The organism is Kluyvera georgiana ATCC 51603 (genome assembly GCF_001654985.1).
Classification (GTDB): domain Bacteria; phylum Pseudomonadota; class Gammaproteobacteria; order Enterobacterales; family Enterobacteriaceae; genus Kluyvera; species Kluyvera georgiana.
The window spans coordinates 1-15,415 of record NZ_LXEU01000009.1; the positions used below are offsets into that span (position 1 = coordinate 1).

The window sequence follows — 15,415 nt, forward strand, 5'->3', positions numbered from 1 at the left end:
GTTTCTGGCAGGATAACGTGCTGATTGAAATGCCGGAAAGCGAGCAGAACGCGGATTTTGTTCGCTTTGCTGCCTTCCGCGCCGATCCGCAGGCCAATCCGCTGAAAACGCCGAGCGGCAAAATCGAAATTTACTCCGAGCGTATTGCCAGCTTCCAGTATGCCGACTGTCCGCCGCACCCGATGTGGCTGGCGCCGGATGAGTGGCATGGCAACGCGCAGCCTGGTCAGCTCCAGCTGTTGTCTGCGCATCCGGCGCATCGTCTGCACAGTCAGCTTAACCATACTTCTCTGCGTGAACGTTATGCGGTGGCGGGACGTGAACCGATTACCCTTCATCCGCAGGATGCGAAGATGCGCCAGATTGCCGATGGCGACCTGGTCCGCGTCTGGAACCACCGGGGGCAGGTGCTGGCAGGTGCGGTAGTCAGTGACGGTATTAAGCCCGGCGTGATGTGCCTGCACGAAGGTGCGTGGCCTGATTTCGCGACCGAGAACGGCGGAATTTGCAAAAACGGTGCGGTGAACGTACTGACCAAAGATATCCCCAGCTCGCGGCTGGGGAATGGCTGCGCCGGTAATACGGCGCTGGCATGGGTCGAGAAATATGATGGATCGGCGCTTACGCTAACGGCGTTTGATCCGCCTGCCAACGCATAATCCACGTGGGATGCCGGGTCTCCTCCTGCCACGCGCTGTCTTCAATACGAAAACCCTGCGCGTGGTAGAAATTCACCGCCCGGCTGTTTTTCTGATAGACCTCCAGGCTGAGATCGGAAAAGTGCTGTTTAACGACATTGAGCAGCGCATGGCCGATGCCCTGACGGATGACTTCTGGCGCAACGAACAGCGCGCCGACAAAGCGCGATTCAATGACGCTGACGAACCCTTGCAGCCGTTGCTCGTCTTCCCACACCCAGGTTTCGGCGGCGGGAAGGTAGGTATCGCGCACAATGCTTAAGCTCTCCTGCCAGTACTGGGCGTTAATAAACGGATGCGCAAAGGTGGTGCTTTCTAGCCACAGTTCAAGTAAAGGGTCGAATTGCTTAGTGTTCCATTTTCTGATCATGCTTAACTCCAGGATGGCAGAAGCAGGTGGTTACGTGGTCGTTGACCAGCCCGCAGGCTTGCATGAAGGAATAACAGATGGTGGTGCCCACGAATTTAAAACCCCGTTTTTTCAGCGCTTTTGACAGCGCGTCGGAAGCGGGCGTTGACGTCGCGATTTCGCCAAGCGTCGTGGCCTGAGTCACGATCGGTATGTGATTCACAAACGACCACACAAAGTCATTGAATGATTCACCGTTGGCCTCCATCGCCAGATAGGCGCGGGCGTTGCCAATAATGGCCTGAATTTTTCCCCGGTGACGGATGATCCCAGCGTCCAGCACCAGCCGCTCGACATCTTCTTCGGTCATGGCGGCGACCTTTACCGGGTCGAAATGGTGGAAGGCTCGACGATAGTTTTCACGTTTTTTCAGCACGGTTATCCAGGACAGTCCGGCCTGCTGGCCTTCGAGGCAGATCATCTCGAACAGTTTCTGGTTATCTCTTTGGGGGACGCCCCATTCGGTATCGTGATACTCAATGTAAAGCGGATCCTGGCTTACCCAACCACAGCGCTGCATTTATTTCTCCCTGTTTTTGTCGATCACGCACGCATAATAATAAAACCCTGCACTTCGCTTGACGCCTGTCATAAAGAGACAATAGTTAATACAGGGATCTTTATCCCTAAAAACATAACAATAACTGCCAAAATTGGCTCTTTCTGGAGTCACTTAATGAATAATAAGAAATGCAATGGCCTTTGGCGATGTGTTGCGCCAGCGTCGGTTTTTGTGTGGATGTTAGTATCGCCACACGCGAATGCCTGGCAACAGGAATATATCGTGACTGACTCACAAAGTAATACTGCCGAGCGCTATACATGGGATAGCGATCACCAACCGCGGTACAATGACATTCTGGCGGAACGTATCGACGCCATGCAAATTGGCGTGGGGCTGAATATGAATGTCCCGGACGCGACGCCGCTGGATGTGAGCAAAACAATGAGCGTTGGCTGGAATTTCCCGCTGACGGAGAGCATGACCACCGGGCCGGTAGCGACGTGGCACTATGATGGCTCTCCGGGCTTTATGTGGAATGAATTTGGCGATACCGCCAGCGCCGGTGCGCAAACCGACCCGCTCTGGCATGCGAGCGTGAGCACGCTCGGGTGGCGCGTGGATTCGCATCCGTGGTTGGGCATTCGCCCGTGGGCGCAGGTCAGCTATAACCAGCAGTTCGGCGAGAATCAGTGGAAAGCGCAATCTGGCCTGAACCGGATGCCGACCACGACGCAGGACGGCAACTGGGTGGATGTGACCGTGGGCGCAGATATGTTACTGAATTCACATCTGGCGGCTTACGCCGCGCTCTCGCAGGCGGATAATATGGCGGCTGGCGCAAACTATCTGTATACCATGGGCGTCAGCGCGCGCTTCTAATCATGCAATATATTCAGCGGCGGAATCATTTTTTCAATGTCATTCATTCCGCCGCTGATGCATTTCATTCCATCCTCAATGCATTTCATGCCTTTTTGAACCAACGAAAATGTTAACTTCGTTATCGTTGGCAGCAGTTAATTCAAGAAGGCATCTTCATCATGAACGCTGCAACTAAAAATCACACCCGCTGGCTGACATTGTTCGGCACCATTATTACCCAGTTCGCCTTAGGTTCTGTTTACACCTGGAGCCTGTTCAACAGCGCGCTGTCCAGCAAACTGGACGCGACGGTCAGCCAGGTAGCGTTCTCCTTTGGTCTACTCAGCCTGGGTCTGGCGCTCTCTTCTTCCGTGGCGGGTAAACTGCAGGAACGCTTTGGCGTTAAACGCGTGACCATCGCTTCCGGCGTGATGTTGGGGCTGGGTTTCCTCCTGACCGCGCATGCGAACAGCCTGATGATGTTGTGGCTGAGCGCCGGTATCATCGTCGGTCTGGCCGATGGCGCCGGCTATCTGTTGACGCTCTCCAACTGCGTGAAATGGTTCCCGGAACGTAAGGGGCTGATTTCCGCCTTTGCCATCGGCTCCTACGGTTTGGGCAGCCTTGGCTTCAAATTTATCGACAGCCAACTGCTGGCGAGCGTCGGGCTGGAAAAAACCTTTATGATTTGGGGCGCGATCGTGCTGGTGATGATCGTCTTCGGCGCGATGCTGATGAAAGATGCGCCGAATCAGGAAGTCCAGAAACATAACGGCGTGATGGAAAATGACTTCACGCTGGCGGAATCGATGCGTAAACCGCAGTACTGGATGCTGGCCGTGATGTTCCTGACCGCCTGCATGAGCGGCCTGTATGTGATTGGTGTTGCCAAAGACATCGCACAGGGGATGGTGCATCTGGATCTGGCGACCGCGGCAAACGCCGTCACCGTTATCTCGATTGCCAACCTGAGCGGCCGTCTGGTGCTGGGTATCCTATCTGACAAAATCGCCCGTATCCGCGTGATTACCATTGGTCAGATTATCTCGCTGGTGGGTATGGCTGCGCTGCTGTTTGCTCCGCTGAACGAAATGACCTTCTTCGCCGCGATTGCCTGTGTGGCCTTTAACTTCGGCGGCACCATCACCGTGTTCCCATCGCTGGTGAGTGAATTCTTCGGCCTGAACAACCTGGCGAAAAACTACGGCGTCATTTACTTAGGATTTGGTATCGGCAGCATCTGCGGTTCGCTGATCGCCTCCCTGTTTGGCGGCTTCTACGTCACCTTCTGCGTTATCTTCGCCCTGCTGATTATCTCACTGGCGCTGTCTACCACCATTCGCCAGCCGAAAACGGAAATTCTGCACGAAGCGCACGCTTAATATTATCACTCTCCTCAATAAGATGATTCAGGCCAAATATTTTTGTAAATATTTGGCCTGATCACATCCGTAGCGAATACTTTTCCCCTTTCTTGTTGTCTACTTACCGCGCTTGCAAATGCGGCCCCATGGGCATACCGCATAAATTAACTAGTCTACTCATGCTGTGATTTGTAACTGGTTTTTTATTTTCCCTTTTTCCAGGGTTTTTCGAATGAGATATATCAAAGCGATGTCCCTGCAAAAGCTCAGTCTTTTGCTGGCGGTATACATCGGCTGGTTTATGAATTATTCCGTGTTGGTTCGTCGGTTCGAGGGGTATTTGTCGGACTTCAGCGTCGAGAAAGGGATGTTTATCGGCATTGAGCTGGTGAGTTCGCTGCTGGTGACGTTTTTCCTGTTGCGTCTGCTGTCGTTGGGAGGTCGTACGGTTTGGAAGGTGCTGGCAACGGCCGTGGTGCTGATTTCCGCGGGTGCCAGCTATTATATGACCAACCTGAATGTGGTCATTGGCTACGGGATTATCGCATCGGTGATGACAACCGATGTCGATCTCTCCAAAGAGGTGGTGGGCTGGCATTTTATTTCCTGGCTGGTGCTGACCAGCATTATCCCGCTGGTCTTTATCTGGTTTAACCAGGCGCGGGATACGTTGCTTAATCAACTGCTGACGTCAGGGCAGCGCCTGCGTGGTATCGGTATTGTGCTGCTCTGCGCGGTGCTGGTGTGGGGGCCCATTCGTCTGATGGAAGCCCACCTGAAAGAGAGCGAACGCCTTTCAAAGGTCGATCTGCCGAGCTATGGCGGTGTACTGGCCAACTCTTACCTGCCGAGCAACTGGGTCTCTGCGCTAAGCCTGTACGGCTGGACGCAGGTTGATGAATCGCTGGATACCAGCGATCTGATCGACCCGGCGAAGAAGTTTACCTACGTTGCGCCTAAAGACATTGATGACACCTACCTGGTGTTTATCATCGGCGAAACGACCCGCTGGGATCACATGGGACTGTTCGGCTATGCGCGCAACACCACGCCGGAGCTGGAGAAAGAGAAAAATCTGGTGGCGTTCCGCGGCTATTCCTGTGATACCGCGACCAAGCTTTCGTTACGCTGCATGTTTGTCCGGCAGGGCGGGGCGAGCGATAACCCGCAGCGCACGCTAAAGGAACAAAACGTGTTTGCGGTGCTGCATCAGCTCGGCTTTACCGGTGACCTGCTGGCGATGCAGAGCGAACTGTGGTTCTACAGTAACACCATGGCCAACAACATTGCCTATCGCGAGCAGATTGGCGCCGAGCCGCGTAACCGTGGCAAGAGCGTGGACGATATGCTGCTGGCGGATGAAATGAAAAACGTGTTGGCGCGAACCGGCGTTAACGGTAAACACCTGATCATCATTCACACCAAAGGCTCGCACTTTAACTACACGCAGCGCTATCCGCGCAGCTTTGCCCGCTGGACGCCGGAGTGCGTAAATGTGGATGATAAATGCAGCAAAGCGGAGCTGATTAACTCGTACGATAACTCGATCACCTACGTTGACCACTTCCTGGTCAACATCTTTGATCAGTTACGTGATAAGAAGGCCATCGTCTTCTATGCGGCGGACCATGGCGAGTCGATCAACGATCACGAACGTCTGCACGGTACGCCGCGCAAGATGGCGCCGCCGGAGCAGTTCCGCGTGCCGATGATGGTCTGGATGTCGGATAAGTATCTGGAAAATCCGGACCACGCGAAGTCGTTCGCATACCTACAACAGCAGGCGGCGATGAAGCAGCCGAAACGCCACGTGGAGCTTTATGACACCATTATGGGCTGTTTGGGTTACACTTCTCCGGACGGTGGGATCAACGAGTACAACAACTGGTGCCATATCCCCGAGGCGAAAAAATCGGCGCAGTGATGGCTTTCTGGCCGAACAAGGGGCTTTTGTTAAATAAGGGATTGACGAGGGCGGGGCGCAGCAGTAAGATGCGCCGCATTCGGTGATTGGCGCAGCCTGGTAGCGCACTTCGTTCGGGACGAAGGGGTCGGAGGTTCGAATCCTCTATCACCGACCAAATTAGAAAAAGCCGCTCTCTGAGCGGCTTTTTTGCGTCTGTTGACCCGTCCTGACTAGCGTTGACACGTTCCTGACTTAAATTCGGAGTGCGTGATGATGACTGAGTGATAAATCACCTCTTCCGCTTCAAAATTGTGACACTTTCGCTATTACAAACCACATAGCCAGAAACGCGGCATGCGAGCTTTGTCTCTTATTCTGCCATGACGCAGGCTGATCTTTGCGCTCTGCGGGAAAATTCCAAAAGGCTACTGGCAATTTTATAAAATTTTGGATGCACCGCAGGTGTTTGTATTGATAATACAATTAACTATTCGCTCAGGTTGTCCTTCTCTCTTCCTGGATTGTTAAATTAAACAGGTGCCGATCCGACTATGTTTCCTGTCAGTGATTTGCTGGACTTACAAACGCTTTCTGAATCAGTTGAACTGGAGTTTAAGCTGGCGCAGGGAGCGGATGGTAAAGGTAAACTGCCGGAAGATTTCTGGCGAACATACAGCGCCATGGCAAATACCCGGGTGGTTATGTCGTGCTGGGTGTCAGGGAAAAGAAAGGGAATTTTATCGTTGAGGGGATCAGCGAGATTGCTATCGTTACGAAGCAACTTTTTGATATTGCAAACAATAAGAAAAAAGTTAATGTCAATTTACTGACCGAACAATCGGTACAGACCATCAATCTTGATAATAAAGCGGTTATTGTCATCGAGATCCCCGTAGCAAGACGTGAACAAAAGCCGGTCTATCTCAATAACCAGCCGATGACGGAAACATACATTCGTCGTCATGAAGGAGACTGCCACTGTTCTGAAGAGCAAATCAAACGAATGCTCGCGGAGCAGGTTGAGGATAGTCGTGATGACCGTATCCTTGCCGGGTTTGATTTCAGTGATATCGATCAGGACAGTTTGCGCGCCTACCGTAACCTTTTTGCTGTTGCGAAGCCTCAGCATCCCTGGCTGGAGTTGGATATCATCGATTTATTCAGGAATATTGGTGGCTGGCGCAAAAATCGTCAGAGTGGGGAAGAAGGTATCACTCTTGCGGGTATCCTGATGTTTGGTACCTGGAACGCTATTCAGGATGCGGTTCCAAACTATTTTGTTGATTATCGTGAGCGGGATGACACACAACCTGACTCCCGCTGGATCGACCGCATCTATCCGGATGGTTCATGGTCAGGCAATATTTTCGATTTTTACCGCCGAACATATCGAAAGCTCATTTCCGACCTTAAGGTGCCTTTTGAATTGCAGGACGGCATTCGACTGGATGAAACCAAAGTTCATGAAGCTATCCGCGAGGCGCTTGTTAACACTCTGGTGCATGCTGATTACACGGGCCGAAGTTCTATCTTAGTCGTCAGGCGGCCGGATCTTTTTGGCTTCCGTAATCCTGGGCTGATGCGGATACCGCCGGAAATCGCAGTGAAGGGTGGAGAAAGCGACTGCCGTAACCGCCGTATGCACCAGATGTTCTTAATGATTGGCGCAGGTGAGCGTGCAGGTTCTGGTGTACCCAAGATCATGAGCGGTTGGAAATGAGCGAACTGGCGAACACCAAAATTGTATGAGAAAACAGAGCCTTCTGAACAAACGCTGCTTGAGTTGTCGACGGTAAGCCTTGTCTCACAGGAGGTGACTGAGCGGCTTGATGATTTATTTGGTCAACGTTTTCATCTGCTTGATGATCTCGAACGAATGATTGTTATCACGGCGGCGACAGAAGGTTGGGTAAACCATGAGAGAGCATGTCAGCTCACAAGCAGACATTCTCGTGATGTTACCCTGGCATTTCCAAAGTTAGTGGACAAGGGTTTTCTTGTCGCCAGTGGTGAAAAGCGCGATAAATCATACAGCTTACCTGGAATGGAGTTGCCGTCTCCGGAAGAAGTCTTCGCTAATGCGTTAAGTTCTACATCAGACTTAACGCATAATGCACAGGACTTAACGCATAGTGGCATCAACTTAACGCATAGCGATCCTGACTTGGTGGATAGTCATCAGGGAAGAGATGAATACGGTAGATTTATCAGTCAATTGCTAGATAAACCGTTTATTGATGATCTTGACGTATTGAGTGATGGGTTTCGGGATGAACTTGAAGCGTTAGCTGCGCCATCGCGGGAACACCGTCGGCTGGAAGTAGGAGTAATGAAGGAACTGCTAGTCCAGTTGTGCGATGGGCATTACTTATCTGTCGCAGTAATGGAAATATTGTTGAGACGTAAAGCGCAGAGCATTCGCCAGAATTACTTAAAACCTATGGTGGATTCAAAGCAACTGAAGCTGGCGTTTCCTAACAAGCCGAATTCGCCAAGACAGGGGTATACGCTCTCTTAGATTTGCTGTTAGTAGGCTTCTGGCGCGGGTGCATTGTTAGGCCTTATATGAAAGCCGCTCTCTGAGCGGCTTTTTTGCATCTGTAGCTCAGCTCTCTTCTACGTGTTTTATCGCGAAGTAGACGCCCGCACGACCAGATCCGGCGCTTTGCCCTTACTGTAGCTGACCTTCTCACCCGCCAGAACGGCAAACAGGAGCGTGATGGCCTGGCGCGCCACCTCATCAAGATGCATATTCACCGCCGTCAGCGGCGGCATGGATTCGCGCGCGCGGATGCCGTCATAGCGGGTAACCACGCGCATGTGATCCGGTATGGCGATGCCCTGTTCCTGAAAAGCGCGTACAGCACCGCTGGCAAAGGTATCGATCAGCACCAGCACGCCATCAACGTCAGGGTGTTCCTGTAATAGCTGATGTGCCGCGCGGTAGCCGGCATTTTCACCGTCGCTTTCATTGAGTGAGTAGACGACGGGGGACTGCCGTCCTTCACACCAGCGCCGGTAAGCCGCTTCAGTTTCCAGCGTTGATGTGCGCCGTGTGTTGCCGACAAATAGCGCACATTTACGGGCGCCGGAATCCGCAAGGTGTGTGAGCAGAATCTGCGCCGTTGCCGCCGAATGCAGTTCAACCCACGGCACAGGCGTATCGGTCCCCGGCGTGCGGCCAATGGTCACGCAAGGGATACCAGCCTGCGCCAGCGTGTATAGTTGGGGATCGTTTTCCGCCGGCTCAATCAGAATCGCCGCGTCGAAGCCGACCGCATCCAGCGGATTGGCGCCCGGTGGTACCAGAATCAAGGCATGCTGTTTTTCGAGCGCCATCATGGCGGAAGTAAGCGCAACTTCCATCATAAATCCCAGCCGGGAGGCGCCGGAAGCAATGGTTAACGGTACCGATGAGAGCAGCGCGATGGTATTGGTTTTGCCGGTGCGTAGCTGTCGGGCGCGGATATTGGGCGTGTAGTTTAGCGCGACAATCGCCTCTTCAATACGCCGCCGCGTCTCCGGTTCGACAAAGCGCGTGTTATGCAACGCATTGGATACTGTCCCTGGCGACACGCCGGCATGGCGGGCGACATCAATCAACTTTGCGCGTTTTTTTTCTTGAGCAGGCATTTGCTTGCAGCCTCCAAAATCTTTTGCACAGATTAACACACTTTTTTGTGCTGACCTTTTGCGTCGCTTTGCCAGCTGATGAATAAGCATTTTCAGAAAAAATTCTTCATTAAAACGTTTTAATGGAGTATTTTTACGCAAATTTATCCATCTGGAGGCTACGTGGCACACTTAACTCAGGATCCGACTTTTACCCTTGGACGCCGTCCATCCGGGCTCACCTTTATCGATAAAGAGAAGAGTTTCGGCGGGTATACCCTCTTTGCCCCGCAAACAGCAGAAGGGCGGGTTTATCTGGTTGATGAACAGGGCGAGGTGGCGCATCAGTGGCAGCTGCCGGTACGTGCAGGGCGCGATGCGGTGCTGCTGCCTAACGGTAACCTGGGATATAACGGTAGCCACCGTACCTCCGCGAATCTCTATCCCGCGTGGGATCTCTGGCATGGCGGTGATTTCTACGAAGTGACGCCTGATAACGAAATCGTCTGGCACTATGAAGACATCTTCCATCACCATGATGCGCAGTGGTTGCCGAACGGTAATCTGCTGTATACCGCCGCGTCGCCGCTGCCTGCCGATATCGCTGCCCGTGTGACCGGCGGCGACCCACGACGTGATGCGCCGGACGGCGTGATTCAGAGCGACGTCGTCAAAGAGGTCAATCGCGACGGTGAAGTGGTCTGGGAATGGCGCGCCTGGGAGCATTTGAATCCGGAAGATTTCCCGATTCATGAGATCTTTGACCGTCGCCACTGGCCGATGATTAACGGCCTGTCGGTAACCCGTGATGGCCTGGTGCTGATGAGCCTGCGTACGACATCTGGCGTGATTGCCGTATCTAAAGAGAGCGGCAAGGTTGTCTGGCACGCGGGGCCGGAAGTGGTGGCGCAGCAGCATACCCCGGTTGAAATGGAGAATGGGTCGATTCTTGTTTTTGACAATGGCAACCTGCGTCCGGGTGTGACCTCCCCGCATTCCACGGTGCTGGAGTTCAATCCGCAAACCCATGCCATTACCTGGCAGTATCGCGATATCTTCCCGCCGGCCTTCTTCTCCCCTTATATGGGCAGCGCGCAGCGTCTGGCGAACGGCAACACCTTTATCTGTGAATCCGCATTTGGTCGTCTGTTTGAAGTGACGCCGGAAGGGGAAACGGTTTGGGAATATATCATTCCGTTCTTCAATGAGTATCCGGAGCACCTGAGCAAAGGCATTATTCCCGGAAAACAGAACAGTGCATTCCGCGCGCATCGTTATGCCGCCGACGCGATTGCCTGGTTGAAATAATCTCTGCCGCCAGCTCGCGCTGGCGGTCATTTTTTGATGTTTAACGGGAGGCAATCATGCCGCAACCTGGCCTTACCACGCCGGACAACGACGCATTACCCTGGCAAACGACCTTTCTTCTGGCGCTTCAGCATGTACTGGTCGTCGCCGCGACCCCCATCACTTCCGTTTTTCTGATCGCCAAAGCGCTGCACTTTACCGATGCGGTGACCGCTTCGGTGCTGAGCGCTACGTTTCTGATGTGCGGGCTGGGCGCGATTCTGCAAAGCCTGGGCGTGAAGGGAGTAGGCGCACGCCTGCCGTTTATCATGGTGCCCGGCGGCGCGCCGATCGCGATTTTTGTCGCAATCGCTCTGCAAACCAATATCCAGACGGCCGTTGGCGCGGTTATCTTAACGTCATTGTTCTACTTTCTGGCGTTGCCTATTTTCCGCCGCTGTCTGCACCATTTCCCGCCCTTTATTATCGGCATTATGCTGCTGATGGTGTCGATAAACCTGATTCGTCTCTACGGCGGATTGATAATTGGCCAACCGGGAAGTACGGATTTCGCTCACCCGACCAGCATTATTTTATCGCTGGGAACAATCCTGATTACGCTGGTTTTCGCGCTGGTTTTTACCGGTATTCTGCGCCAGCTTGCCGTGATGTTTGGTCTGCTTGCCGGTACGCTGTTGGGCATGATGCTGGGCAGCACCGATTTTAGCGGCGTCAGCCACGGCCCGCTGTTCAGCGTTCCGCAATTGTTTCCCTTCGGCTGGCCTATTTTCAACCTTTCTGCTTCGTTGCCGTTGCTGATTTACGCGGTAATTTCTATGGCTGAAGCCACCGGGCAAACGATTGCTACGGCGGAGATTGTCAATTCTACGCAAAATGTCCGTGAAGCGATTCCGCGTACGATTCGCGGCGATGCGGTTATGTCGCTGCTGGGTGGGATCTTCGGAACATCGCTGATTATTACCTCCGGCGAAAATATCGGCGTGGTGCGCACCACCAATGTCAAATCACGTTATGTCACCGCCGCAGCAGGGCTGCTGTTGATTCTTATTGCGCTGTTCTCGCCGCTGGTTCGTCTTGCGACCTGCCTGCCAGGGCCGGTGGTTTGCGGTACGGCGGTGATTGTGTTCAGCATTATCGGGGTGATTGGTATCGATATGATCGCTCGTGAACCATTGCACACACCGGGCAAAACCTACGCGCTGGCAATGGGGCTGGCGATGGGCATGCTGCCTATTCTGGTGCCGGGGCTTTATCAAAATTTCCCGTCAGGCGTTCAGATGGTGTTTGGTAACGGCATGGCGGCGGGGACGTTGACGGCGATTCTGGTCAACTCGCTGTTTAACTGGAGTGAAAAGCGAAGTCAGGCTCGTGTAAAACCATAGGTTTCTGAGAGCGGGCCGCTGGCCTGCTCTTATCCACGCAAAGAACTATGTTTTCACTGCTTGTTCACAATTATGTGACATATTCCATTGTATTTTTATATGCATAGACGAATCTTTTTTCGCGCTACTTATGGGTAACCTCAGCATTTTCAGCTGTGCGTTTTAACGTTCGCGGCATTAATCGCTCAGATAATCAGCATATCGAAAGAAATTTTTCACATAATGACTAATTGTTAATCACTGAATGTTGCAAAGTATTAAGTGAATAACTCTGCCTTGATGCCCATAGCATAAATTTCTCTGCTGAAAATAGTGCTTCGGGGTTTTTTTAATCTTTGCCCATCCTCTCACCTTCAATACAAATCCCGGTTAACTGTATTGACGTTTTCACATTCTATTGACAGATTGTACGGCATGAGGGGCATTTCCTGGAGAATCCGCACTGCAACTCAGATGTTCCAGTGAAAGGAATCCCTCGCCTCTATATGCATCGACCCAGCCGGTTAAATAAAAAATAAGGTCAGGCGGTGTAACCCAATGCAAAGGGTAAAAACAACACATATCACATTGGAGCAGAATAATGAGTATTTCCTTGAAGAAGTCAGGGATGCTGAAGCTGGGCCTCAGCCTGGTCGCGATGACCGTTGCTGCCAGCGTACAGGCCAAAACCCTGGTTTATTGTTCAGAAGGCTCGCCGGAAGGCTTTAACCCACAGCTCTTTACGTCTGGTACCACCTATGATGCCAGCTCCGTACCTATCTATAACCGCCTGGTTGAATTCAAAACCGGCACCACGGAAGTGATTCCGGGTCTGGCCGAGAAGTGGGACATCAGCCCGGACGGTAAAACCTACACCTTCCATCTGCGTCAGGGCGTGAAGTGGCAGGATAACAAAGAGTTTAAACCGACTCGTGACGTAAACGCCGACGATATCGTCTTCTCCTTCGACCGTCAGAAAAACCCACAGAACCCGTACCACAAAGTCTCTGGCGGCAGCTATGAATACTTTGAAGGCATGGGTCTGCAAGACCTGATTAGCGAAGTGAAAAAAGTCGACGATCATACCGTTCAGTTCGTGCTGACCCGCCCGGAAGCGCCGTTCCTGGCCGACCTGGCGATGGACTTCGCCTCTATTCTGTCAAAAGAATATGCTGACAACATGTTGAAAGCCGGCACGCCGGAGAAAGTGGACCTGAACCCAATCGGTACCGGCCCATTCCAGCTGGTGCAGTACCAGAAAGACTCCCGTATTCTGTACAAAGCCTTCCCGGGCTACTGGGGCACCAAGCCACAGATCGATCGCCTGGTCTTCTCCATCACGCCTGATGCTTCCGTGCGTTACGCCAAGCTGCAGAAAAACGAGTGCCAGGTGATGCCGTACCCGAACCCGGCCGACATCGCGCGCATGAAAGAAGACAAGAGCATCAACCTGATGGAACAGGCTGGCCTGAACGTGGGCTACCTCTCCTTCAACACCGAGAAAAAACCGTTTGATGACGTGAAAGTGCGCCAGGCGCTGACCTACGCAGTTAACAAAGAAGCGATCATCAAAGCCGTTTATCAGGGCGCTGGCGTAGCCGCGAAGAACCTGATCCCGCCAACGATGTGGGGCTATAACGACGACGTCAAAGACTACAGCTACGATCCGGAAAAAGCCAAGGCGCTGCTGAAAGAAGCAGGCCAGGATAAAGGCTTCACCGTTGAGCTGTGGGCGATGCCGGTACAGCGTCCGTACAACCCGAACGCTCGCCGTATGGCTGAGATGATTCAGGCTGACTGGGCGAAGATCGGCGTACAGGCCAAGATCGTGACCTACGAGTGGGGCGAGTACCTCAAGCGTGCGAAAGCGGGCGAACACCAGGCCGTGATGATGGGCTGGACCGGCGACAACGGGGATCCGGATAACTTCTTCGCGACCCTGTTCAGCTGCGCAGCGGCGAAAGACGGTTCTAACTACTCTCGCTGGTGCTACAAACCGTTTGAAGACCTGATTCAACCGGCGCGTGCCACCGACAACCACGACAAGCGCGTTGAGCTTTACAAACAGGCGCAGGTGGTGATGCACGATCAGGCTCCGGCGCTGATCATCGCTCACTCCACCGTATACGAGCCGGTGCGTAAAGAAGTCAAAGGCTACGTGGTTGACCCATTAGGCAAGCACCACTTCGACAACGTATCGATCGAATAATAAAGACGACGCCTTAACAGGCTGCGCATGCTTCCTGCCCCCTTTGGGGCGGGAAGCCGCGCCGTATCTGCGCCTCTCGCGTTTATGAAAGGCGGCAGATTTGTGAGCAATACAGACGGCCTGTGACCAGGTGGGCCGTCATTAGAGAGAATCAGGGTTATGTTGCAGTTCATCCTCAAACGGTTGGGTCTGGTGATCCCGACGTTTATCGGTATCACCCTCCTCACGTTTGCCTTCGTGCATATGATCCCCGGCGATCCGGTGATGATTATGGCGGGCGAGCGTGGTATTTCCCCTGAGCGCCATGCCCAGCTGCTGGCTGAACTCGGCCTGGATAAGCCAATGTGGCAGCAGTACCTCCACTATATCTGGGGCGTGCTGCACGGTGACTTAGGGATTTCATTAAAGAGTCGTCTCCCGGTGTGGGACGAGTTTGTGCCGCGCTTTAAAGCGACACTGGAACTCGGTATCTGCGCCATGATTTTTGCCGTCGCCGTGGGGATTCCGGTAGGCGTGCTGGCCGCGGTGAAGCGCGGTTCTATCTTCGATCACACCGCAGTAGGTCTGGCCCTGACCGGCTACTCCATGCCGATTTTCTGGTGGGGCATGATGCTGATTATGCTGGTCTCTGTGCACTGGAACCTGACGCCCGTTTCCGGGCGCGTCAGCGATATGGTGTTCCTTGACGACTCCAACCCATTGACCGGCTTTATGCTGATTGATACCGCTATCTGGGGCGAAGAAGGTAACTTTATCGATGCGCTGGCGCACATGATTCTGCCCGCTATCGTGCTGGGTACTATTCCGCTGGCGGTGATTGTGCGTATGACGCGATCCTCCATGCTGGAAGTGCTGGGCGAAGACTACATTCGTACCGCGCGCGCTAAGGGGCTGACCCGCATGCGCGTGATTATCGTGCACGCGCTGCGTAACGCCATGCTGCCGGTGGTAACGGTTATCGGCCTGCAGGTCGGTACGCTGCTGGCGGGGGCGATTCTGACGGAAACCATCTTCTCCTGGCCAGGCCTGGGCCGCTGGCTGATTGATGCGCTGCAACGCCGAGACTATCCGGTAGTGCAGGGCGGCGTGCTGCTGGTGGCGACGATGATTATTCTCGTCAACCTGCTGGTAGACCTGCTGTATGGCGTGGTGAACCCGCGCATTCGTCATAAGAAGTAAGGG

11 protein-coding genes, 1 tRNA gene and 1 pseudogene are annotated in these 15,415 nt (G+C 53.3%); 10 read left to right on the forward strand and 3 right to left on the reverse strand.

The annotated features are described in order from the left end of the window. Window positions 1–659, forward strand: a 659-nt coding sequence (locus tag M989_RS01670; RefSeq protein WP_280683890.1) for a molybdopterin dinucleotide binding domain-containing protein, incomplete at its 5' end; no start/stop codon positions are given. On the opposite strand, the gene M989_RS01675 is transcribed toward M989_RS01670, so the two are convergent. Together M989_RS01675 and tag are read right to left on the reverse strand one after the other, a co-directional pair. Next, complete coding sequence (locus M989_RS01675) at window positions 622–1,068, reverse strand: N-acetyltransferase (RefSeq protein ID WP_064541156.1); 447 nt, start codon at window positions 1,066–1,068, stop codon at window positions 622–624. The genes M989_RS01670 and M989_RS01675 overlap by 38 nt on opposite strands. Continuing rightward, the gene (gene tag / locus M989_RS01680) at window positions 1,046–1,627 is read right to left on the reverse strand and encodes a DNA-3-methyladenine glycosylase I (RefSeq protein ID WP_064541159.1); all 582 of its coding nucleotides are present in this window, start codon (window positions 1,625–1,627) and stop codon (window positions 1,046–1,048) included. The genes M989_RS01675 and tag overlap by 23 nt, the downstream gene beginning before the upstream one ends. Window positions 1,628–1,783: 156 nt before the next feature. Between tag and M989_RS01685 the strand changes: the two genes are divergently transcribed. The 5 genes and pseudogenes from M989_RS01685 to M989_RS01705 all read left to right on the forward strand — a co-directional run bounded on the left by M989_RS01685 (window position 1,784) and on the right by M989_RS01705 (window position 8,261). After that, window positions 1,784–2,491 (forward strand): hypothetical protein, encoded by a 708-nt coding sequence (locus M989_RS01685; protein WP_064541162.1) that lies wholly within the window; start codon window positions 1,784–1,786, stop codon window positions 2,489–2,491. Between the two features lie 161 nt (window positions 2,492–2,652). Beyond that, entirely contained in the window at window positions 2,653–3,855 is a 1,203-nt protein-coding gene (locus M989_RS01690) for an L-lactate MFS transporter (RefSeq protein ID WP_064541165.1), read from the forward strand. 214 nt (window positions 3,856–4,069) lie between these two features. Further along, window positions 4,070–5,761 carry a kdo(2)-lipid A phosphoethanolamine 7''-transferase gene (gene eptB / locus M989_RS01695; RefSeq protein WP_064541168.1) on the forward strand — a complete coding sequence of 564 codons (1,692 nt, stop codon included), beginning with the start codon at window positions 4,070–4,072 and terminating at the stop codon, window positions 5,759–5,761. An 80-nt stretch (window positions 5,762–5,841) separates the two neighbouring features. Further along, window positions 5,842–5,918: transfer RNA gene (locus M989_RS01700), tRNA-Pro, on the forward strand. Between the two features lie 376 nt (window positions 5,919–6,294). Further along, window positions 6,295–8,261, forward strand: a pseudogene (locus tag M989_RS01705) (AlbA family DNA-binding domain-containing protein). 107 nt (window positions 8,262–8,368) lie between these two features. On the opposite strand, the gene M989_RS01710 reads toward M989_RS01705, so the two are convergent. Beyond that, window positions 8,369–9,376: a LacI family DNA-binding transcriptional regulator gene (locus tag M989_RS01710; protein ID WP_064541237.1), complete on the reverse strand. Its 1,008-nt coding sequence runs from the start codon at window positions 9,374–9,376 to the stop codon at window positions 8,369–8,371. Between the two features lie 162 nt (window positions 9,377–9,538). Here M989_RS01710 and M989_RS01715 point away from each other — a divergent pair, with 162 nt between their 5' ends. From M989_RS01715 to dppB, 4 genes are all read left to right on the forward strand, one after another. Next, on the forward strand, window positions 9,539–10,663 hold the full coding sequence (locus M989_RS01715) for an aryl-sulfate sulfotransferase (RefSeq protein ID WP_064541171.1): 1,125 nt from the start codon (window positions 9,539–9,541) through the stop codon (window positions 10,661–10,663). 56 nt (window positions 10,664–10,719) lie between these two features. After that, window positions 10,720–12,045, forward strand: coding sequence for a uracil-xanthine permease family protein (locus M989_RS01720; protein ID WP_064541174.1), 1,326 nt, complete (start codon window positions 10,720–10,722; stop codon window positions 12,043–12,045). Window positions 12,046–12,625: 580 nt separating this feature from the next. Beyond that, on the forward strand, window positions 12,626–14,233 hold the full coding sequence (gene dppA / locus M989_RS01725; RefSeq protein WP_064541177.1) for a dipeptide ABC transporter periplasmic-binding protein DppA: 1,608 nt from the start codon (window positions 12,626–12,628) through the stop codon (window positions 14,231–14,233). 159 nt (window positions 14,234–14,392) lie between these two features. Continuing rightward, window positions 14,393–15,412 carry a dipeptide ABC transporter permease DppB gene (gene dppB / locus M989_RS01730; protein WP_064541180.1) on the forward strand — a complete coding sequence of 340 codons (1,020 nt, stop codon included), beginning with the start codon at window positions 14,393–14,395 and terminating at the stop codon, window positions 15,410–15,412. The last annotated feature ends 3 nt before the right edge of the window (window positions 15,413–15,415 follow it).